Raw genomic sequence first — 22410 nt, 5'->3', positions numbered from 1 at the left:
TTTATGCTCAGTGACAGTTTCTGTGCTCTCCGTGTAGCAAAATGCAACCTGCTCAAAAACATTAATTTACTTCGCAACCTTTTCGTATATTTAACATCATTGTATAGTGTGCTTTTTTGCTCTGTCACATTTAAGCGTCCTGTTTTGGCTACACGACCGCGAGTTTTCCGGTATAGCATTATTGTAAACAAGCTCCCTAAATCGGCTGAAATTGGAATTATAAAAATAAAACGAACTCATTATGAAAACCAAGACAATTAACAAACAAACTTACATAGTTGGAATGGGATTAATCCTGCTTTTATTTCTAATTATGGCGTGCAACAAAAATGAGATAAATGCACAGGATGATACCGTATTGCTTCGTGAAATTTCGGAAAATCCTTCCTATATCTCCTTGCCTCTGTTGGAAACCACGTGGACATTGATTGGTTTTGCCAATGAAAAATCAAACAGGATCAAATTAGCAGTGCCAAATGATGATAATTGTTATACATTGATTTTTGGCGATAATGGTTCTATAAAAGGCCATACTTCTACTAATATCGCAGGTGGAAAATATTATCTGGATAATAAAAGTACTATCAATATTATTAGTTTTGGGCCAGAAACTTATATTAATGAAATTTTTGATGGTAAAGCCTTTATTGATGCGGTAAACAACGTCTTTTCTTACCAAATTACTCAGAAAGGACTGGTTCTAAAATATCAAAAAGACAAGCACATGCTTTTTAAACCTATAGAATAACAAGCCATTATACTTTTATTAATTTCAATTTAGGTCAAATATATCAACGATGAAAAAGATACTTACCTTAATCACCCTAAATTTTGTTTTCTTTTCCGCATCTACCCAAATCAGTACGGATGAACTACCAGTCAGCTTCAATGAAACCATTGGCGTTGCAATACAAAATAGAGAAACGGATTTGAAAATCATGCCGAGCCTGGATATGGCACGAATACAACAGGAAGACGAAAGAGATGCGCAAAACGGGCTGCCTCCGAGGTTTGGTTTTCCTCATGCTGTGAGTTTCAATTTACTCAATTCTGGTGTTTGGACAACTTTGCCTAACGGTGATAGAATTTGGCAGTTAAGCATTCACTGCCCTGGCGCGCTTTCTATCAATTTATTGTATGACCAGTTCTGGTTACCTGAAAAAGCTAAACTTTTCCTCTATACCGATGACCGAAAACATATTTTGGGTGCCTTTACATCAAGGAATAATAAGGGCTCAGCAAACGATATTCAGGGATTTGCAACGGGATTGCTGTATGGAAGAACGATCATATTGTAATATTATCTGCCTGAAAATATTGAGGAACAGGGGGTAATATCCATTGCGAATATAGTCCATGGTTATAGATATATCACTCTGCCTGAAGATTCTACCAGCAGACTTTCCCTATCTGGTGACTGCCAAGTCAATATAAATTGTTCGGAAGGAAATACTTGGCAGCAGGAAAAGAATGCCGTGGCTCTGATACTAGTTGGTGGAGTAAGATGGTGTACCGGCTCGTTGATTAATACTGTATGTGATGATGATCGACCATTATTCCTTACTGCGGATCATTGTTTGGGAGGATGGGCGAACGATCACATAAAATATGATGCAATCACTAACCCCGTTTTGAATCATTGGTCTTTCTACTGGAATTATGAAAGTCCACGCTGTCCGAATATTGCTCCACCTCCAGCCATATTATCTACGGTTGGGGCTACGGTAATTGCAAACAACGGGAATACGGACTTCGCACTACTACAATTAACAGAAGACCCTAAAGATAGGAATGGTGTTACACCTTACTACCTTGGTTGGGATAGGTCGGGTTACGCAGGAACTGGCGGAGTAGGGATTCATCATCCAAATGGAGATGTGAAAAAGATTGCCACTTATATAGGCACTCCAACAAACTCCACATGTCTAAACGCAAACTATTGGCAAACTGGTTTTGTAGCTACATCTAACGGTCACTCAGTTATGGAGCCTGGCTCCTCAGGTTCTCCATTAATAAACTCAAATAGACATGTAATCGGACAATTGTATGGCCCCGGAAATTTAGCTATTTGCCCTCAACATCTTTGTGACAACCAACCTGAACTACAAGAGGTTTCTTACGGCAAATTCAGTGTCTCTTGGACAGGAGGAGGTGCCATCGATAACAGGCGGCGTTTGAGGGACTGGCTTGATCCGCTTGGCACTGCTCCAACAACACTCGTCGGCAAAGCAGCGACTCTTATCTCCGGCCCCTCAACCGTCTGCCAGCAGGCTACGTACCAAATTGAGAATCTTCCCGAAGGAGCCCAAATAAACTGGACAACAAGCAACAGTTTATCTATTAGCAACGGACAAGGAACACCTCAGGTAACCGTTTCAAATACTGGCGTATTCAGTATTTCACATTTTGTAAAAGCAACCATCACCGCATGTGGTAGCTCATACGAGATTCGTAAAAATATTTCCAAAGTTGGGAATGAAAACGCTGTCATTCTATTGTATGACGCAGATGGAATAAACTCTTATCATTCCGGTACAATCTTAACCAATTACCTAGTTAAAGCCCACTTAAACAATCCTTCTCCTGACCCGGGTAATTACAGGTGGACCATTATTGCCCCACCAAAAAGTGGTATTCCCAACAGGTTAGCTAGCGGACAGACCTTTCCGTTTTCGACAGACTATTCTGGGCACTATACGTTCCGGTTAACCTATTTTGCAGAATGCGGATGGAGTACTGTAACAAGAGATATCTATTTTGGATTCGGCTCCCTTATGCAAGTTAAAATTTTCCCAAACCCTGCCTCAAATGAAACATCGGTTTCATTGAATTTAAGTTCTGGTGAGGATTTGAATTCTATGTCATCTCAAATCTGGGAATTCGAAGTTCATGATCAGAATCAACGGCTTATCACCCATCAGAGAAACATTAAAAGCAATTCACATACCATTAACACAGCAGGCTGGCAAAAAGGCCTCTACATTGTAACAGTAAAGTACAACAATGAAACCTTTAGCGAGAAGCTGGTGGTGAAATAATGGAAAAGTTACACAGAGGGCACGGAGTTTTCACAGAGTTTATTCTCTGTGAAGAGTTCCGCACTCTCCGTGCAATAAAATGCAAACTGCTCAAAAACATAAATATGAAGAGGCATCAGATTAAGCATCACTGCTTTTAATTCCTTACCGCCAACCTTTCAACTTCTCTTAAATTGTCCATCTTTTTCTTTGTCAGGAAGCTTTGAATATCACCCATGTGCTCTTTTACGCGTTTGTTACCAAACTCGTACACTTTCTCTGCAAGGCCGTCCAGAAAATCACGGTCGTGTGATACCAGAATAAGAGTTCCGTCAAAATCCATAAGAGCACTTTTCAGAATATCTTTCGTCCTAATATCCAAATGATTGGTTGGCTCATCCAGAATAAGCAAATTAACCGGTTCAAGAAGGAGTTTTATCATGGCCAGTCGGGTACGCTCACCTCCCGAAAGCACTTTTACTTTTTTGTGAATATCATCCCCACCAAACATAAAAGCCCCTAGGAGATCTTTAATTTTGGTCCGAATCTCTCCCACTGCCACATCATCAATGGTTTGAAAAACCGTTAGTTCTTCATTGAGCAACGATGCCTGATTCTGCGCAAAATAACCTATCTTAACGTTGTGCCCAACAGTGAGTTTCCCCTTAAAATCAGTTTCTCCCATAATGCATTTAACAAGGGTTGATTTCCCTTCACCATTGCGCCCAACAAAGGCTACTCTTTCACCTCGTTTCAGGCTGAGCGAAGCATTGGAAAACACATTAAAATCGTCATAATTTTTGGCGACCTCATCAACAATTACCGGATAACTGCCGGATCTGGGAGAAGGTGGGAACTTTAATCTAAGAGCCGAATTATCTTCCTGATCTACTTCCACAATTTCGAGTTTTTCAAGCATTCTTACCCTGCTTTGCACCTGGTTGGTTTTTGAATAAGTCCCTTTAAAACGCTCAATAAACACCTTATTGTCGGCAATCATTTTTTGCTGCTCCTCATATTGTCGCTGCTGCTGCTCACGGCGTTCTTTACGTAATTCAAGGTATTGGGAATAATTCACCTTATAATCGTAGATGCGCCCCATCGTGATTTCAATGGTTCGGGTGGTAATATTGTCCACAAAAGCCTTATCGTGCGATATGACGATGACCGCTTTGGCATTGTTCACCAGAAAATCTTCCAGCCATTGAATGGACTCGATATCGAGATGATTGGTTGGCTCATCCAACAGGATGAGATCGGGATTTTTGAGCAATATTTTGGCCAGTTCTATACGCATTCGCCAACCACCACTGTACTCGCTGGTAGGACGGTTAAAATCGTTGCGTGTAAACCCGAGCCCCATAAGAATTTTCTCCACTTCCGACTCGTAATTGGTCTCCTCTATACTGTAAAATTTCTCGCTTAAAACAGAAACGCGCTCAATCAACTCATAGTAAGCTTCAGATTCATAATCGGTGCGTGTTGAAAGTTGATGATTGATCTCATCTATCTCAGTCTGCATATCATTGATGTGTGCAAAGGCCTGAGAAGTCTCCTCAAAAACCGTACGGTTGTCTTCCGTCATTAAATGTTGCGGCAAATAGGCAATTACCGCATCCTGTGGTACAGTAACTCTGCCTGATGAAGCGTCACGAACACCTGCCATAATCTTTAGCAAAGTTGACTTGCCCGCACCATTTTTACCCATAAGGGCTATTTTGTCCTGATCGTTAATAGCGAAAGAAATATTCTTAAATAATGTGGTTCCACCAAACTCAACTGTCAATCCGTCAACTGAAATCATTAATCTGTATAGTTAAAAATTAAAGCGACAAAGATAGGCAGAAACATTGAAATATTATCCCAAAACCCTTCTCTCTGTTAATGACTTAATTTCAGCCATGCCTTCAAGCATGGCTGATAAATCTTCCGGCGAAGGAGTGCGGTAACCAAAGTCTTCGAGAGAACAAATGCCCTCAAACTTTCCTGTCAGTACACAGGTCTGTTTCATAGAAGGTGTTAAATCAGGCTCCAGCATCTCGGCCTCACGAAATAACCCCAGTGGCACATGATGAGTTGGCAATTCTTCGTAACAGGCCATTAAAGCCACAAAGTATTTCTCCAGAGTCATTAAAATCATGCTGTATTTAAGGTCATCACTGAATTTGGATGATCCGTTCAAAGCCTTTTCAATGATGGCGTAAAACCGGTTGGCTTCCTTTAATGTATCGTTGGCCAGAATTTGAAAATCCTGATCGGCGGTGATGGTTGTGGTTTCCATATTTTTGGTTTTTAGTATTGGTAAAATATTCAGATTTCTTTTCACTGGTGTCCGGTTAATTATTTAAAAATCATGAATTATGCCTTGTTTATTGAGCTGCGCGGCTTTCTTGAAATATTGGGCTTGCTTTCCGCCTCAGGAAAAAGACGTTAAGAAAATCAATGTTTTTTTCGTTAAAAAAACCGTGTTGTTTGAGCGTAGCGAGTTCACGGTTTTTAGAAAAACACATTGATTTTTAGTCTTTTTCGTGCAGCGGCGGCATTTTTTGTTTACTTTTTTTTGCTGTAGAAAAAAAGTAAAAGCCTGTGCGGCTTGAGCACTTAAATAATATGAAATTATTGCCCCGGACAATAGTGATTTCTTTTGAAAAATGATAATGTTTTCTGCAAATCATAAATCAGGCCAAAGCCTGATTTAACACATCCAATCACATACAAAACACTATCTCACAACACATTAAAACACAACCTATTTTCTATCCATCAAATCAGATAAAAACAGACCCTCAAAAAAACTACTTTTTGGTAGGATAGGGATTTAATAGATACCATAATGTTAATAAACAGCCTGTCGCTTTATTTAAACTCAATTAAAACAAACAGCACTTACACTTTTTAAATCACTACAATACTGCATTTTAACACATACACAGTAATCCCAAAAAACATAAATGGCATGGTTCGGCACACTTATTTCAATACCCCAAACCAAAGAACTAACTTAAACATTAAATGCCATGAGAAAAATTGCTATTTACGGGAAAGGTGGAATCGGTAAAAGTACCACTACCCAAAACACAGTAGCCGGACTGGTTGAACTTGGAAAAAAAGTGATGATAGTGGGTTGCGACCCCAAAGCAGACTCCACCCGATTGCTGCTTCACGGACTGGCTCAGAAAACGGTTCTCGATACATTACGGGACGAGGGTGAAGACATTGAATTGGAAGATGTATTAAAAGCAGGATTTGGTGAAACCCGTTGTGTGGAATCAGGCGGTCCTGAGCCTGGTGTAGGTTGTGCAGGTAGAGGAATTATCACCTCCATTAACCTTCTGGAACAACTGGGTGCCTACGATGAAGACAAACAGCTCGATTATGTATTTTACGATGTTCTGGGAGACGTTGTTTGCGGAGGGTTTGCCATGCCAATCAGAGATGGAAAAGCAGAGGAGGTTTACATTGTTTGTTCTGGTGAAATGATGGCCATGTATGCTGCCAACAACATCTGCAAATCCATTGCAAAATTCGGTAAGGCCGGGAAGGTTCGTCTGGGAGGATTGATCTGTAACTCCAGAAAAGTTGACAACGAAGCCAATATGATAGAGGAGTTTGCCAAAAAGCTGGGTACTCAAATGATTCACTTTGTACCTCGCGACAACATGGTGCAGCATGCAGAAATCAACAGAAAAACCGTGATAGACCATGCACCTGAGCATGTACAGGCCGACGAGTATCGTGAATTGGCCAGAAAAATTGATGAAAATAAAATGTTTGTACTTCCTACTCCTCTTGCCATTGATGATTTGGAAAAACTACTCATCGATTTTGGTGTCCTTAATTAGAGAACTAGATATTAGACATTAAGAAAAAGAGAAGTTAAGATGTAAAATATCTTTTTCCGAAAAACTCATCACAATTAAAAACTAAAAAAACTCACAACTATGTATATGTTAAGAGCCATTGTGCGTCCGGAAAAGTCACCGGCAGTACTTAAAGCACTATTTGATGCCGGATTTCCGGCCGTTACTAAACTTCCGGTATTTGGTCGCGGTAAACAGCGTGGACTGAAAGTTGGAACTGTGACCTATGATGAACTTCCAAAAGAGATGCTGATGCTGGTTATCCAGGAAAAGGACAAAGATTTCGTAGTAGAAACCATCATGAATTCAGCCCGATCAGAAGATGGTGGACAGTTTGGCGATGGAAAAATATTCGTTACCCCGGTGGAAGAGTCATACACCATTTCATCAGGGTATAAGGAGTGAAGTTTTAAAGTTTTAGGTTCGAGGTTCAATGTTGAGAGTTTATAGTTCTGGGTTTATAGTTTATAGTTTATAGTTAACAAAAAACCATCAAGCCCCAACTATCAACCATCAACCATCAACCATCAACTCTCCAACTTTAAACTACAAACTATTAATCACCCTGACAACTGTTCACTGATAACTGTTCACTGATAACTGATAACTGAATTATATGAAACTAATACTCGCAATAATTAGGATAGCCAAAATGCAGGAGACCAAAGTGGCTCTTTCGGACGCAGGATTGCCCTCGTTCACTGCAATGGCAGTACTGGGGCGGGGAAAAGGTCACGGCGACCTGGAAAAGGCCAAAGAGGTCAATCCCCAGCACCATGAGTTCATCTCCGATACACCACGATTTAAATCAAAACGCCTCATCACGCTGGTGGTTACCGACGATAAAAAAGACCTGGCCGTTAAAACCATCATTGATGCCAATCATTCCGGAAAAAGTGGCGACGGCAAAGTATTCGTAGTCAACACCATTGATTCCATCAGGGTGAGAAACGGAGAATCCGGAGATTTAACACTTGACTAAAGTAAGGAGGAAACAATTATGGGAATGAAGAATAAAAAAGACCTGAGCAAATTCAGGGAGACGGTGATTGAAAAATATCCCAATAAAGTAGCAAAAAAGAGGGCAAAGGGGATCGTCAACAACGACCCTGAGAATATTCCCGAAATTCAGGCCAACATCAGAACCATTCCGGGAATCATCACCCAGAGAGGATGCACCTATGCCGGATGCAAAGGTGTGGTGCTTGGACCCACCCGGGACATTGTAAACATCACACATGGGCCGATTGGCTGCGGGTTTTACTCATGGCTAACCCGGAGAAACCAAACCACTACTACCAGTGATGCCGAGGAAAACTTTATCACCTATTGCTTTTCTACCGACATGCAGGACTCCAACATTGTTTTTGGAGGAGAAGAGAAACTCAAGCAAGCCGTCCGTGAAGCTGTAGAACTTTTCAATCCCAAAGCCATTGGAATATTCTCGACCTGTCCGGTAGGACTCATTGGTGATGATGTGCACAAAGTGGCAGAACAGATGATGGAAGAGTATGATAACAAAATCAACATCTTTGGTTTTTCCTGCGAAGGCTACAAGGGCGTTTCCCAGTCAGCCGGTCACCACATTGCCAACAACCAATTGTACAAGCACCTCATTGGCAACGATGATACTGTAAAAGGAAGCACAAAGTACAGAATTAATATGTTGGGTGAATACAACATTGGTGGAGACGCTTTCGAAATTGAACGCATTTTTGAAAAATGCGGCATTGAGTTGGTTGCAACTTTCTCGGGAAATTCAACCATCTCGTCATTTGAACAGGCTCACACCGCCGATCTTTCGTTGGTAATGTGCCACCGTTCCATCAACTACGTGGCCGAGATGCTTGAAACCTCCTTTGGAATACCCTGGATAAAGGTTAACCTAATAGGTGCAGATTCCACTGCCAAAGCCCTGCGTAAAATTGCGGCCTATTTTGAAGATGAAGAGTTAATAGCGAAAGTTGAAGAGGTGATTGCCGAAGAGATGAAAGATGTGGAAGCAGCAAGAGAAGCAGTTCTGCCCAAAACCACCGGAAAAACTTCCATGCTCTTTGTTGGGGGTTCAAGAGCTCACCATTATCAGGATCTGTTCGAAGAGTTGGGGATTAGAACCGTTGCTGCCGGTTATGAATTTGGTCATCGTGACGACTACGAAGGCCGACGCGTTTTACCATCCATAAAAATTGATGCTGATAGCCGTAACATTGAGGAAATCACCGTTAAACGTGACGAAAAACGGTACAAAGAGCGCATGACCAAAGAAAAACTGGAGGAGATTCAAAAGCAAGTCGATCTCGAGTACAACGATTACAAAGGCCTGATGCCTCAAATGGAAAAAGGTGCTCTGGTAATTGACGACCTTAGCCACCACGAAATGGATAAATTGATAGAGATGTACAAACCTGACATTTTCTGTGCCGGAATAAAAGAGAAGTACGTGGTTCAGAAGATGGGAGTACCACTAAAGCAGTTGCATAACTACGATTCGGGTGGTCCCTATGCCGGTTTTAAAGGTGCCATCAATTTTTACAACGACATTTCCATGATGGTGTCCACATCCATTTGGAAAGAGGTGAAAGCCCCCTGGGAAAAAGAAGAAATGGTTCAGGCCGTTTATGCTTACTAACATCTCTGCCATTATTTTAAAAAGCAATTATTTCCGAAATCCGGTTTCCATTTTCCGATTTCCTTAAATTCTTAAACCTGATTAATTATGTTATTACGACACACAACTCCCAAAGAGATAGACAGGAAGGCGCTGACCATAAATCCCGCCAAAACCTGTCAGCCCGTGGGAGCCATGTATGCAGCCCTGGGGCTGCATGGATGCCTCCCCCACAGCCACGGTTCGCAAGGCTGTTGCTCATACCACCGAAGTGCTCTCACACGGCATTTTAAAGAGCCGGTAATGGCAGCCACCAGCTCATTCACCGAAGGCTCCTCCGTTTTTGGAGGAACAGCCAACCTGGTGCAGGCCATCAACACCATTTTCACTGTTTACGAGCCAGATGTTATTGCTGCTCATACCACCTGTTTGTCGGAAACCATTGGTGATGATATGACGGCCATTATTGGGAAAGCCAAAGATGACGGGATGATTCCCGAAGGAAAACACGTGATATTCTGCAACACACCCAGTTACGTGGGAACCCACGTAACCGGATATGCCAACCAGGTATCATCCTTCGTAAAATCCTTTTCCACAGCTACTCCTAAAAAGAAAAATGTGGTAAATCTGGTTGCAGGCTGGATGGAACCATCCGATATGGCTGAAATCAAGCGGCTTGCCAAAGCTCTGGAAGCACGAACCATTATGTTTCCCGACTTAACGGGAGTGCTGGATGCGCCCATGGACGGCAAATTCCACATGTATCCGCAGGGAGGAACCACAGTGGAAGATATGAAAGCCACCGGCGACAGCAAATTCACCATCGGACTTGGCCCCTACTCCACCGAAGATGCTTGTATTACACTCGAGAACAAGTGTAAAGTAAAGTTTGAAATGGTTGATATCCCCATTGGATTGAAAGCCACCGACCGGTTTATCATGTCGCTGAGTCGCCACGCCAATGTACCCGTTCCCGATGATGTTACACTTGAACGCGGTCGCCTTGTCGACCTCGTTGCCGATAGTGCCAAATTACTTTATGGTAGGCGCGTCGCCCTCTGGGGCGACCCCGACACACTGATTCCATTGTGCGAATTTCTGGTTTCGCTGGACATGCGCCCCGTTTATGCTGTTACCGGAACTCCCGGAAAACTATTCGAAGCCCGCATGAAAGAAATCCTGAAAAACGTTCCGGAAGCTAAATTTAAAAGCGGGGAACGGGCCGACATGTTTCAAATGCACCAGTGGATTAAGCAGGAAGGAGTTGACCTGCTCATTGGAAATACTTATGGAAAATACATTGCCCGCGATGAAGATACTCCGTTTGTACGCTTTGGTTTTCCTATTACCGACCGCTCCGGACATAACTACATGCCAAAAACAGGTTACCAGGGAGCCGCCAATCTTGTAGTGCAAATTATCGGCGCACTGCTCGACCATGAAGACAGAACATGTCCAGAAGAGAAAATTGAATTTCAGATGTAATACACGTTTCTTTACTCAGTTATATTGATTGGATGACTTTGAGTCATCCAATCAATAAATTTTTGCCTCTCTATTCAGAGCGAATACCCCCAAGGCATTGCCATCGGGTTGAGTTTTATATACCTCCTCGCATCCTGAGAGTTCTATACTTGAAAATCAATCTCAATCAATACATTGGAAACCGCTCAAAGGCTAAGATTTCCATATCAACAGGCTTAAATGAATCATAAAACTCTTTGTGAATTCTAGAACATACCTGAATCAGATTCTTTTTATCTTCCTCCGTGTAATTCCCACAAACTTCTAAATATTCGGCATACATCGAAAGAGAGTTTATAGCGGACATAATGGTAACCACTTTCGGATGTATAAAATCGGAACCCATTTCGGCAACTATTGAATTGATTTGCTTTTCCGTAATTTTAAACAGATTATTCTTATCTCTTTTCTGAGTAAACCAAAGGACATAAAACTCCTTCAGTAAATTTGTGTAGTAATGCGACACATGAATTGACAGGCTCTTGTTTTCAATAAGATATCGCATATAATTATTAAATATCCTGTTTATCAATTCCCGCTTTCCCAAAGATTTTACATCCCAAACTTCAAATGGACGATGATATTCTTCAATGATTTGTTGCCAGTAGGCTGTGGTATAAATTTCCTTATGAAAATCCAGTTCCATTGCGGCCAACTTACCGGTAAGAGATTTTATATCATCATCGCTACCGCTTCCCGACAAAAAAGGAGCGACCAATTCATTAAAAGGGATATCTGCTATGGACTCCCCATTCATCACATCTTTGGAGTACCATAATTCTTTGTATATTTTCTTAGTAAATGTAACTAACGGGGCATCCAGACCAATAGCTAAGAGAAAGTCAATCGCCTTAAAAAGCTTCTCAATCCATCTCACAGGAAATTCCTCGAAGTAATTTAAATATTGGCTTATTTCAGCAGTCCGCCCCTTTAAACATAACCAAACAATTATGTCTGTATCATAATATCCCGCACTTTTTACATATATATCAGGATACCGTTCTCTCATATAAAAAAGAAAATCAATTGCCTTATCTAAAGAATCTCTTCTTTGAGACTCAGCCACAAGTTCAAAGATCACCTCATGTTCAAGTCCCAGATTAATATTGGTTTCAATAGTATTTTCTTCCAGAAAAGTTTTTAAATGAAGGATAATTTCTTCAGGATCATCCATCTCTTTATATCTCTCCCACCAATCATTCACTTTTATCTCTTCTTCAGTGCTAATTTTCGGATAATCATCTTCAAAGGATTCATTTAGGGCTCCGAAATCCAGAGAATTCAAATCAAACTTATCATATTCACCAAAAACCTCTTCAAACAAATCATCATCAGGCAAATACTCCTTGCTTAATAAATATTCATCCCTCTCTTTTTGCTGATCAGTTGCCAAGCAGCATTTTTTATATTTCTTACCGCTACCGCAGTGACAGGGATCGTTTCTTCCAATATGGCTCATACTTCTTAAGTTTTATACGCAAAGATACCATCAACAAAATAGAACTCCAATAACATAATAGCTGTTTAAATTTATATTCTAAATATGTTATAGACGCGAAGAATGTTAGATTAAAGACAGATAGAGCAGTAGAGATAGATCTTAATTTTAGGATTAATCTTATCTATCGTTCTAATCCCGATTCATCGGGACTAAAAATCGTTTATGATTGGAGTGCTCCAATTTCAAGCTTGATCCAGAGCTATGCACATACTTCACCTCACACACAGAAACAAAGTTTCTGATTTGATTAAAAATTAATTCAGAATTCAAAAACGACAATAGTAATTTTAACAAAATCCTACCCATTGGTAGGATTTTGTTATAATACCTACACAGTTGTAATAAATCTATTATTTTTATCGGTTCTAAACAACTGTAACACTCACAATAGCAACCCTTAACAAAGGATTATTTCTTCAAATTCATACTGGCACGGTTTTTATCTATAGTAAAGAGAACCTATTATTAACTATACCTATTCACTATGGCCAGTTACATTCTCACACAACGTCAGAAGCAGGTTGCTCGTTCCGGAGTTGAAACCGGCAAGATGGACTGCAACAAACCCAGCGTTGCAGGGAGTGTAAGTCAGCGGGCCTGTGTGTTTTGCGGCTCAAGAGTGGTTTTATACCCCATTGCCGATGCGCTCCACATCATTCACGGACCCATTGGCTGTGCCGCATACACATGGGACATCCGCGGAGCCATGTCATCCGGCCCCGAGTTGCACCGCATGAGTTTCTCCACCGATTTGAGCGAAAAAGAGGTGATTTTTGGCGGGGAACCCAAACTCTACAAAGGCCTCACAGAACTGATAGACAAGTACAGTCCCAAAGCAGCTTTTGTTTATTCCACCTGCATTGTCGGAATTATTGGCGATGATGTGGAAAAGATTTGCAAACAGGTTGCACAGGAAAAGAACATACCAATTTTACCCGTACAAGCTCCCGGATTTCAGGGGTCAAAAAAGGATGGCTATAAAGTAGCCTGTGAGGCACTTTTCAATCTGGTTGGAACACTCGACCTGCCAACACCATTGTTCAGCATCAATATTTTAGGCGATTTCAACCTGGCCGGAGAACTTTGGATTCTGACCGAATACTATCAAAGAATGGGCATTCACATCAACGCCACCATCACCGGCGACGGTCGTGTGGACCACATCCGCAATGCGCACAACGCATCGCTTAACGTGGTGCAGTGCTCAGGTTCCATGGCGCATCTGGCTCGTCTGATGAAAGAAAAATACGGTATTCCATTTATGCAAGTCTCCTATTTCGGCATCGAGGATATGTCGGAAGCTCTTTACGAAGTAGCAAAGTTTTTTAAAAGTGAGGAGTTGATGAACAGTGCTCAACAAATTGTGAAGGAGGAGATTGGAAAGTTAATGCCGGAATTGCAATGGTACCGGCAACAATTAGAAGGGAAAAAAGCCGCCATCTACGTTGGCGGCGCCTTTAAAGCCATCTCGCTGATAAAAGCACTTCGGCTAATAGGTGTGAAAACGGTGATAGTTGGCTCACAAACCGGCAATGCCGATGATTACGAAATCATAAAAAAACTGAGCGATGAAGATACCATCATAGTGGATGATTCCAATCCGGTGGAGCTTTCAAATTTTGTAAAGGAGAAACAAGCCGATGTATTTATAGGAGGCGTTAAAGAACGCCCCATTGCCTATAAAATCGGAATCGGGTTTTGCGACCACAATCACGAACGAAAAGAAGCTCTGGCCGGATACGAAGGCATGATGAATTTTGCTAAAGAAATTCATGCAACCATTATGAGCCCGGTATGGAAATTCACCAAACTTAAAACCACATAAGACACATAAGGAGTCAATTTAAACATTCAATCAATAATCGCTACCTCTCAACTTTAAATTTAAAACATTGAACAACCATCAACCCTAAACCATAAACCCTGAACCATAAACTTTAAACATTAAACCTAAAACATTAAACAACTATAAACTATAAACCATAAACTCTGAACCATAAACATTAAAACCTTGAACATAAAAAACGCCATGATAACTTCAACCACCATAAACAAAGCAACCTCTTCCACCCGGAATGCATGTAAGTTGTGCGCCCCATTGGGAGCTTCATTGGTATTTAAAGGTATCGAGGGGTGTGTTCCGCTCATACATGGTTCTCAGGGTTGCAGTACTTATATCCGCAGATATATGATTAGCCATTATAAGGAGCCGGTGGACATTGCTTCCACAAATTTCAGCGAGGAAGCGGCGGTTTTTGGTGGTGGACAGAATTTTATAACCGGCATAAACAATATCATTCAGCAATATCGCCCCGCAGTCATCGGAATAGCCTCCACTTGTCTGAGTGAAACCATTGGAGAAGATGTAGATGCGCTTGTCAGAGACTATTCCGAGCAGACGAAAAACCAGCACCAGCCGCTTTTCTTCAATGTAGCCACACCAAGTTATTGCGGCACTCACATGAATGGTTTCCATCAGGCTGCCATAGCAGCAGTAGCCCGTTTTGCCATACAAGGGAAAAAAGGAGAACATATCAACCTGTTTCCGGGATTTGTTTCCCCGGCCGACATCAGGTACCTCAAAGAACTGTGCAGCGACTTAGGTATAAAAGCCACCATTTTTCCCGACTATTCAGAAACGCTCGACAACGTACACACGCATGAATACCAACTAATTCCCACCGGAGGAACGACCATTCCGGAGCTGGAGAAAACCGGCTCTGCAAATGCCTCCATTGAATTTGGAACCGTTTTTAACCGCGGCGGGAAAAGCATGCATGGCTCAATTAACAGTGCCGGTGAATGGTTACAGGAAAAAATGTTGGTTACAAACCATCAGTTGAACATGCCCATTGGGATTGATGCTTCTGACAAATTCATGAATATACTGTCTGAATTCTCTAAATCGCCAGTTCCCGAAAAACACATTAAAGAACGTGGCAGATTGATAGATGCCTACGTGGATGCCCATAAATATGTGTTTGGAAAGCGAGCAGTGGTATATGGAGAGGAAGATTTTGTCATCGCCATTTCAGCATTTCTAAAGGAGATTGGAATCATTCCGGTGTTGGTTGCCTCCGGTGCTTCCAGTGGAGTTATGAAAAGCGCCATGAATGAAATCACAGAACAAAGCGATGAAACAATTTTTGCTGATGGCTCCGATTTCGCCACCATGCGTGAAATGATGCAGGAACTCAAACCCGACATTATGATTGGTAACAGCAAAGGATATTACATAGCCCGTGAAATGAAAATCCCCATCATCAGAATCGGGTTTCCCATACACGACAGATTTGGAGCGTCACGTATGCATCACATAGGCTATCGGGGGACTCAGGAGCTTTTCGACCGGATAGTAAACGCTCTGATAGAATACAAACAGGAAAACAGCCCGGTTGGGTATAAGTATATATAACGGAGACAGGAGAAGGGAAACAGGAAGACGGAAACGGGAGACCGGAGGACGGAAACCGGAAAAAACCTGAAGAATGAAAAAATTATTTAATTAACCCTGGTCTTCCATTTTCCGGTCTCCGATGTCCGGTCTCCATAATTTAAAAAAAACAGCCATGACAAAAGAAACCAACACAAATATTGCCCACCCCTGTTTCGATAAAGAAGCAAAGCATTCACATGCCAGGGTGCATTTGCCGGTTGCTCCAAACTGCAACATTCAGTGCAACTATTGCAACCGCCAGTTTGATTGTGTAAACGAAAGTCGGCCGGGGGTAACTTCTACCGTTCTGAAGCCATTTCAGGCATTTGAATATTTCCGTGCATTGGAAGACAAGCTGGACAATCTTTCGGTTGTTGGAATTGCCGGGCCGGGTGACCCGTTTGCCAATGCAGAAGAGACCATGGAAACCATGGAACGCATCAAAGCTGAATATCCCGACAAATTGTTTTGTGTTTCCACAAACGGTCTCAACCTTTATCCCTACATCGACAAACTGGCCAAAGTTGGAGTGTCGCACGTCACCATTACCATCAACGCCATTGACCCTGCCATCACAGCAAAGGTTTACAAGTGGGTACGTTTTAACAAAAAAGTTTACCGTGGAATCGAGGGAGCTGAGGTGTTGCTTGAGCAACAGCTAAAATGCATTCCGGCTTTAAAAGGAAAGGGGATTATCGTAAAAATAAATTCAGTAATCATGCCCGGCATCAACGACGAGCACATTGTAGAAGTCGCTCGTGTTTGTTCAGAACTGGGTGCCGATGTGTTCAATTGCATCCCCATGATAGCTACAAAAGGAACTGAATTTGAGAACCTCCAGCAGCCCGACTCCAAAATGGTGTTCAAAACCCGCATGCAGGTTTCTGAACATATAGAGTTGATGTCGCATTGCTCAAGATGCAGAGCCGATGCCGCCGGTTTATTAGGAAAAGATTTAAAAGATACACATGTTATGTTGAAGGAATTTGCAAAAAGAGAACCCTTTACCGAAGAAGAAAGGCCATACGTAGCAGTCGCAACCCGTGAGGGGTTGCTGGTAAACATGCACCTTGGAGAGGCTAAATCATTTTACATCTTCCGCAAATCGCCCAAAGGTTTTCAGTTTGTGGAAGAACGCCAGTCGCCGAAAGCCGGAACCGGCGATAACCGCTGGCTGGATATGGCCCGATTGATGAAAGATTGTCGCGCACTTTTGGTTTCAGGAGTAGGTGAAAACCCCAAAGCCATCATCAGCAGTTGTGGCACCCGGATTATAGAAATGACCGGCCTCATAGATGAAGGCCTGGATGGAATTTACAATCACAAACCAATCAGAAGCATTGCCAAACAGGACGCTTTTCGTTGCGGAAGCAACTGCAAAGGAAATGCTCAGGGATGTGCATAAAAGCAGTTCAACAGTATTTGTTTATAGTTTATAGTTGATGGTTTATGGTTCAATGCCTCAACAATCAACCATCAACTCAAAACTATAAACTATCAACCATCAACTCAAAACTATAAACAAACAACTATAAACTATGAAAAAACCTGATTTCCACATTCTCGTCTGCAATTCATTCCGTGTTGCCGGCGACGCACAGGGAGCCTGTAATAAAAAAGGAGCTGCCAACCTGCTTCAATACATCACCGAAGAGTCCTCCGACCGCGGTCTTGACGTGGCCGTTTCCACCACCGGATGCCTCAATGTTTGTACCGAAGGACCGGTCATCGTCATTCATCCCAATAATTTTTGGTATGGAAAAGTTGATTCCGAAGAAGCCATAGATGAAATTCTGGATGCACTTGAGGAAGGAGAGGCATGCGAGAAGTATCTCATATCCGATTAACCCAAAATTACCTTCGCGGATAATTGTTCCGGCTCTGTTTCATGGCAGAGCGCGGTAGTGATGCTTTTTTCTGGCGCCGGCAAATAAGCAATCCGGAATAACCCGCGAAGGTTTTTACTAAACCGAAACAACTTATGACGAAAAAACATGCACCACATTTCATTGACACCACCCTGAGGGATGGAGAACAAGCTCCGGGAGTAGCGTTCACTCTGGCGGAAAAAATGGCCATTTGCCATTTGCTCGACAGAACAGGAATCACAGAAGTTGAGATAGGAACCCCTGCCATGGGAGATAAAGAAATCAACGAGATAAGATACCTCTGCTCTTCCGGATTTGGCTTTATTACCACTGCATGGTGTAGAGCCACTCCCGACGATATTATGGCTGCATCCCGCTGTGGAACAGACGGCGTACACATCTCGTTCCCGGTATCAGATATTCTTTTAAAATGCATGCAAAAAGACCAGCGATGGGTTATCGATTCTGTTAAAAACCTTTTGTCAATGGCATTAGAGCTGTTTTCATTTGTAACCGTAGGAGCACAAGATGCTTCGCGTTGCGAAGCATCTTTCCTGAATGAATTCGTCTCCATAGCTAAAGATTGCGGTGCAGCACGCATCCGAATGGCCGATACCGTGGGAACATTAACACCAAAACAAACCGCCAGACAACTTTCAAACATCGTGAAAAACAACCCCGGTGTGCCTTTTGAATTTCATGCACACAATGATTTGGGAATGGCTACGGCAAACATTCTTTCTGCCTTTGACGCAGGGGTTCAAAGCTTCAGCGTGACGGTAAACGGACTTGGTGAAAGAGCCGGAAATGCAGCTCTGGAAGAGGTGGTTATGGCTTTTGAGGTTGGCGAACAGATTCCTTGCGGATTAGATACAACTATGTTCTATCAGTTAAGCGAAATGGTGGCAAAAACATCAAACCGACCAATACATCCGGCAAAGCCCATCACAGGAAAGATGGTTCTGGCGCACGAAAGCGGTATTCATACCGCTTCAATCATCCGCGACAGGAATTCATATCAACTGATAAACGCCGAATCCATTGGCCGGGAGGACATTCCCTTTGTATTTGGAAAACACAGTGGCAAAACCAGCATATATCATTTTTTTAATAATCTGCAAATCGAAATATCCGAGGATTTCTGCAATGAAATACTAAACCGATTGAAAGAACAGTCAGAACAATTCAAAGAAGCCATCTCCGAAATAGAACTAATGGACATTTACAACCAGTTGCTTCATGAAAAATCTGATTCACTAACAGAAAACCCTGTGGTTTTGATGCGTACTTCCTTAAATCAGATTGAAGAGGATTGGGTGAAATACTAAACAACTAAAAACAAACAACATGAAACTAAGTGCCAGAAATCAACTCAAAGGGAAAATAGTAACAGTGGAAGAAGGTCTGATAACTTCAAAAGTCGTGATGGATTTAGGAAGTGGCAACATCATTTCTGCCATTATATCCAAAGATGCCATCGCTGATTTGGAGTTAAAGCCCGGTGTTGACGCCATTGCGGTAATTAAGTCAACCGAAGTAATCATTGGTACCCCTTGCGATTGCAAATCAGAAGGCAAAGAGAGTAAATGTGGATGCAAAAACCATGATTGAGATTGAATGCCATATAAACATCAGGAAAAACGGAGCCATCTATTTAAACCATCAGAAAACTTCGTTGCTGAATGAGATTAATCATCGAGGTAGCCTTAGCAGTGCTGCAAAACAATTAAAAATTTCATATCAGCATGCATGGAATATGATTGATGAAATGAATAGCATCGCGCCACAACCGTTGGTTATTAAACAACGAGGAGGTATTAACGGCGGTGGTGCTCAACTTTCTGTTTATGGGAAAGGTGTTATAAAGGAGTTCAACTACATAGAAGCCCATGTTATCGCTCTTGTACAAAAGCTAAACGTAGAAATCACTCTGTGATTTTTTTTAATATGCGTTATCTTTAATTATTTATATCGGTAACAAAAATCGCAATATTATGGAAACAATCACCTTAAATCCAATAGGAAAAATATTTACTCCACATAACAACATCAGCGACATGCCCATACAAGCCATTGCTGCCGATGGAGTTAAAGGACACATTGAGTTACTGCCCGAATTTGAGCCGGGCCTTAAAGACCTGGATGGATTTTCACACATCACCCTGCTCTATCACTTTCATAAAGCAGATGGGTTTGAACTGGTGACAACACCTTTTTTGGATACAGCACAGCATGGTGTTTTTGCCACCAGAGCACCCAAAAGGCCAAATGCCATTGGCATTTCAACAGTGCGGCTTACCGGCATCGAAAATAACATCATCCACATAGAACAAGTAGATATGCTGAACGGAAGTCCGTTGATTGACATAAAACCATTTCACCCGCAATTTGACCATAGAGAAAACGTTCAATCGGGATGGCTTGAAAAGAGTAAAAATTCAACACCAAACCAACTGCGCTCCGATGACAGGTTTAGATAAATAATAACATGAGAATCATACCCACCATATTGCTTTTGATTTTGTGCATAACCGGCCATGCACAAAGAGTACGAATTGCTGCCGCGGCAGATTTGCGCTTTGCCATGGACGAGATTGTGGCTGCTTACAAAAGCGAACACCCCAATGTCAACCTGGAGGTTATTTACGGCTCATCCGGCAATGCTTACACTCAAATTTCCAACGGTGGTGCGCCTTATGATATATACTTCTCTGCTGACATATCATATCCACAAAGGCTTTATGAAGCGGGACTAACCGTTCATGAGCCAACGTTGTACGCCATTGGCCGAATTGCTCTGTGGAGCTCTTCAATTGATGTTAGTAAAGGCTTTTCTGTATTGTCAGAAAATTCCAGAGCCAGAATTGCAATCGCTAACCCATCACATGCTCCATACGGCGAAAGAGCTGTGGAAGCTTTAACATATATGGGACTTTATGACAAAGTTAAGTCGCAACTCATTTACGGTGAAAACATATCGCAGGCAGCTCAGTTTTGCCTTACAGGAAATGCACAGATAGGGATATTGGCGTTAGCACTCGTTATGTCACCAAACATGCAAACTAAAGGAAATTATTATTTAATAGATGATGGCACTCACAACTCTTTACAACAGGGGTTTGTGATTTTGAACCGTGCCAAAGATAACGCTTTGGCACATGATTTTGCCAGATACATATCATCACCACCTGCCATCACAATTTTAGAAAAGTATGGCTTTGAATTGCCGGAACGAACAACACGACGATATATAAATCGTGAAAAGAGGTCATCCGATGACTTTATGTAATGGACGTAAGTCATGGAATGACTGTAAATTATGGAATAGCAGTAAACACTAAATTTAAATTATTATTGTCCTAATCAAATATATAGATTTCTCCCGATGGTAGAAATGACAAGGGATTTGGGATGTTCTCTGTGGTTAGTATTTTATTTTTCACAACAGGAAAATTTAGATATCAGGGCTACGCCCCTAATGCTCTATAAATAATTGTTTTTCTACGAAGATTACAGGGCTAACGCCCCTTAGAATCTGTTTAATTTTAGTTTTTGGAGGGTGTTTTTAAAGAATTGAGTTTTTCCCGCTAGGTGGGATTCTAGGTCCAAGTCAAAATGGGCGATAATAGCACCGCTATTTGAAGAGATTTTGACGAAATAGAATGGCTCAAGACAAAAAAACAGCCCAAAGAATGAAACTTAAACAGTTGCTTAGTAAGCTCATCACGAAGAAATAGGGGCGTAGCCCTAATATCTTCGTAGAAATAGATAATGCTATTGTTTTAAGGGGTGTAGCCCTGACATCTTAGCAACTGTTTAAATTTAGTTTTAAAATACGTCCCGATAAAATCGGGGTTATAATATACACAGATAGAGACGTTGAGAAAGACGACTATACATGCCAGATTTTCAGTTTAATCTTGACTATCGGTTTATCCGATAGAATCCGAGATAAAAATATTTAAAACAGATTAAAATTAAACAGTCTCTTAAAATGAACTGATAGTCTTGCGTTAATCTAAAAATTGAAAAATGAACAAAATACCAGCAAAAATTATAAACATCACCACCTCAGGTGGCATCGCTCTGGTTGATTTAGAAACAGGAGGTTGTTCCTTATCGGCCCTGATTGTGGATGCTGAGGAGCTGCCCGTATGGCTTTCGCCGGGAGCCGATGTCCTCGCGGTATTTAAAGAGTCGGAGCTTTCCATCGCTGTTCGGTTATCCGGAAAAATCAGTTTAAGAAACCGATTCCCATGCAAAGTGACCAACATCAACCTCGGAGAACTGTTAAGCGTAGTCGAATTAAGATTTGGTAGTTTCACCATACATTCAGCCATTACCACCCGTTCGGTAAAATCACTGGAACTTGAGATTGGAACTGAAGTCACAGCCCTCATAAAAGCCAATGAAATATCGTTAATAAAACAAACGGAAAGCGGAAAACGGAAAGCGGAAAACGGAAAGCGGAAAACGGAAAGCGGAAAGCGGAAAGCGGAAAGCGGAAAGCGGAAAACGGAAAGCGGAAAGCGGAAAGCGGAGGACGGTAGAAAAGGGGGAAGGGTGACAAGGTAATGGGGTTGAGAGTTTTGA

The 22410-nt window shown here is 41.8% G+C and carries 21 protein-coding genes; 18 read left to right on the top strand and 3 right to left on the bottom strand.

The window, feature by feature from the left end:
* Window positions 1-241 precede the first annotated feature (241 nt).
* The 3 genes from B5X70_RS09425 to B5X70_RS09415 all read left to right on the top strand — a co-directional run bounded on the left by B5X70_RS09425 (window position 242) and on the right by B5X70_RS09415 (window position 3038).
* A complete protein-coding gene (locus B5X70_RS09425) occupies window positions 242-748 on the top strand; it encodes an META domain-containing protein (protein WP_079557658.1) in 507 nt (168 codons plus the stop codon).
* A 49-nt stretch (window positions 749-797) separates the two neighbouring features.
* Window positions 798-1298: a hypothetical protein gene (locus tag B5X70_RS09420; protein ID WP_079557657.1), complete on the top strand. Its 501-nt coding sequence runs from the start codon at window positions 798-800 to the stop codon at window positions 1296-1298.
* Window positions 1299-1475: 177 nt separating this feature from the next.
* Window positions 1476-3038: a T9SS type A sorting domain-containing protein gene (locus tag B5X70_RS09415; RefSeq protein ID WP_079557656.1), complete on the top strand. Its 1563-nt coding sequence runs from the start codon at window positions 1476-1478 to the stop codon at window positions 3036-3038.
* A 136-nt stretch (window positions 3039-3174) separates the two neighbouring features.
* On the opposite strand, the gene B5X70_RS09410 is transcribed toward B5X70_RS09415, so the two are convergent.
* Both B5X70_RS09410 and B5X70_RS09405 read right to left on the bottom strand, forming a co-directional pair.
* A complete protein-coding gene (locus B5X70_RS09410; protein ID WP_079557655.1) occupies window positions 3175-4821 on the bottom strand; it encodes an ABC-F family ATP-binding cassette domain-containing protein in 1647 nt (548 codons plus the stop codon).
* Window positions 4822-4875: 54 nt separating this feature from the next.
* Complete coding sequence (locus B5X70_RS09405; RefSeq protein ID WP_079557654.1) at window positions 4876-5298, bottom strand: hypothetical protein; 423 nt, start codon at window positions 5296-5298, stop codon at window positions 4876-4878.
* A 736-nt stretch (window positions 5299-6034) separates the two neighbouring features.
* Between B5X70_RS09405 and nifH the strand changes: the two genes are divergently transcribed.
* From nifH to B5X70_RS09380, 5 genes are all read left to right on the top strand, one after another.
* Window positions 6035-6859 (top strand): nitrogenase iron protein, encoded by an 825-nt coding sequence (nifH, locus tag B5X70_RS09400; protein WP_079557653.1) that lies wholly within the window; start codon window positions 6035-6037, stop codon window positions 6857-6859.
* A gap of 99 nt (window positions 6860-6958) precedes the next feature.
* Window positions 6959-7282, top strand: coding sequence for a P-II family nitrogen regulator (locus tag B5X70_RS09395; RefSeq protein ID WP_079557652.1), 324 nt, complete (start codon window positions 6959-6961; stop codon window positions 7280-7282).
* Between the two features lie 211 nt (window positions 7283-7493).
* Window positions 7494-7859, top strand: a complete 366-nt coding sequence (locus tag B5X70_RS09390; RefSeq protein ID WP_079557651.1) for a P-II family nitrogen regulator — start codon at window positions 7494-7496, stop codon at window positions 7857-7859.
* A gap of 24 nt (window positions 7860-7883) precedes the next feature.
* Entirely contained in the window at window positions 7884-9506 is a 1623-nt protein-coding gene (gene nifD / locus B5X70_RS09385) for a nitrogenase molybdenum-iron protein alpha chain (RefSeq protein WP_088328845.1), read from the top strand.
* 87 nt (window positions 9507-9593) lie between these two features.
* The gene (locus B5X70_RS09380; RefSeq protein ID WP_079557649.1) at window positions 9594-10973 is read left to right on the top strand and encodes a nitrogenase component 1; all 1380 of its coding nucleotides are present in this window, start codon (window positions 9594-9596) and stop codon (window positions 10971-10973) included.
* 166 nt (window positions 10974-11139) lie between these two features.
* On the opposite strand, the gene B5X70_RS17905 is transcribed toward B5X70_RS09380, so the two are convergent.
* Window positions 11140-12471, bottom strand: a complete 1332-nt coding sequence (locus tag B5X70_RS17905; protein WP_143255058.1) for a YecA family protein — start codon at window positions 12469-12471, stop codon at window positions 11140-11142.
* A 526-nt stretch (window positions 12472-12997) separates the two neighbouring features.
* On the opposite strand from B5X70_RS17905, the gene nifE reads away from it, so the two are divergent.
* The 10 genes from nifE (at window position 12998) to B5X70_RS09325 (ending at window position 22392) form a co-directional block, all read left to right on the top strand.
* Window positions 12998-14338 carry a nitrogenase iron-molybdenum cofactor biosynthesis protein NifE gene (nifE, locus tag B5X70_RS09370; RefSeq protein WP_079557648.1) on the top strand — a complete coding sequence of 447 codons (1341 nt, stop codon included), beginning with the start codon at window positions 12998-13000 and terminating at the stop codon, window positions 14336-14338.
* Window positions 14339-14524: 186 nt separating this feature from the next.
* Entirely contained in the window at window positions 14525-15928 is a 1404-nt protein-coding gene (locus B5X70_RS09365) for a nitrogenase component 1 (RefSeq protein WP_198314220.1), read from the top strand.
* A gap of 154 nt (window positions 15929-16082) precedes the next feature.
* Entirely contained in the window at window positions 16083-17354 is a 1272-nt protein-coding gene (gene nifB, locus B5X70_RS09360) for a nitrogenase cofactor biosynthesis protein NifB (RefSeq protein ID WP_079557646.1), read from the top strand.
* A gap of 133 nt (window positions 17355-17487) precedes the next feature.
* Entirely contained in the window at window positions 17488-17796 is a 309-nt protein-coding gene (locus B5X70_RS09355) for a (2Fe-2S) ferredoxin domain-containing protein (RefSeq protein WP_079557645.1), read from the top strand.
* A gap of 134 nt (window positions 17797-17930) precedes the next feature.
* Window positions 17931-19145 carry a homocitrate synthase/isopropylmalate synthase family protein gene (locus B5X70_RS09350; RefSeq protein WP_079557644.1) on the top strand — a complete coding sequence of 405 codons (1215 nt, stop codon included), beginning with the start codon at window positions 17931-17933 and terminating at the stop codon, window positions 19143-19145.
* A 19-nt stretch (window positions 19146-19164) separates the two neighbouring features.
* A complete protein-coding gene (locus B5X70_RS09345; protein ID WP_079557643.1) occupies window positions 19165-19428 on the top strand; it encodes a TOBE domain-containing protein in 264 nt (87 codons plus the stop codon).
* Window positions 19421-19753, top strand: a complete 333-nt coding sequence (locus tag B5X70_RS09340) for a winged helix-turn-helix domain-containing protein (RefSeq protein ID WP_079557642.1) — start codon at window positions 19421-19423, stop codon at window positions 19751-19753. The genes B5X70_RS09345 and B5X70_RS09340 overlap by 8 nt, the downstream gene beginning before the upstream one ends.
* A 58-nt stretch (window positions 19754-19811) precedes the next feature.
* Complete coding sequence (tsaA, locus tag B5X70_RS09335) at window positions 19812-20297, top strand: tRNA (N6-threonylcarbamoyladenosine(37)-N6)-methyltransferase TrmO (RefSeq protein ID WP_079557641.1); 486 nt, start codon at window positions 19812-19814, stop codon at window positions 20295-20297.
* A gap of 8 nt (window positions 20298-20305) precedes the next feature.
* A complete protein-coding gene (modA, locus tag B5X70_RS09330) occupies window positions 20306-21106 on the top strand; it encodes a molybdate ABC transporter substrate-binding protein (protein ID WP_079557640.1) in 801 nt (266 codons plus the stop codon).
* A gap of 743 nt (window positions 21107-21849) precedes the next feature.
* On the top strand, window positions 21850-22392 hold the full coding sequence (locus B5X70_RS09325) for a TOBE domain-containing protein (RefSeq protein WP_079557639.1): 543 nt from the start codon (window positions 21850-21852) through the stop codon (window positions 22390-22392).
* Window positions 22393-22410: the final 18 nt, after the last annotated feature.

It is taken from the genome of Alkalitalea saponilacus (genome assembly GCF_900168165.1).
GTDB lineage: Bacteria > Bacteroidota > Bacteroidia > Bacteroidales > Marinilabiliaceae > Natronoflexus > Natronoflexus saponilacus.
This window is presented reverse-complemented; position numbering and strand designations above follow the sequence as displayed.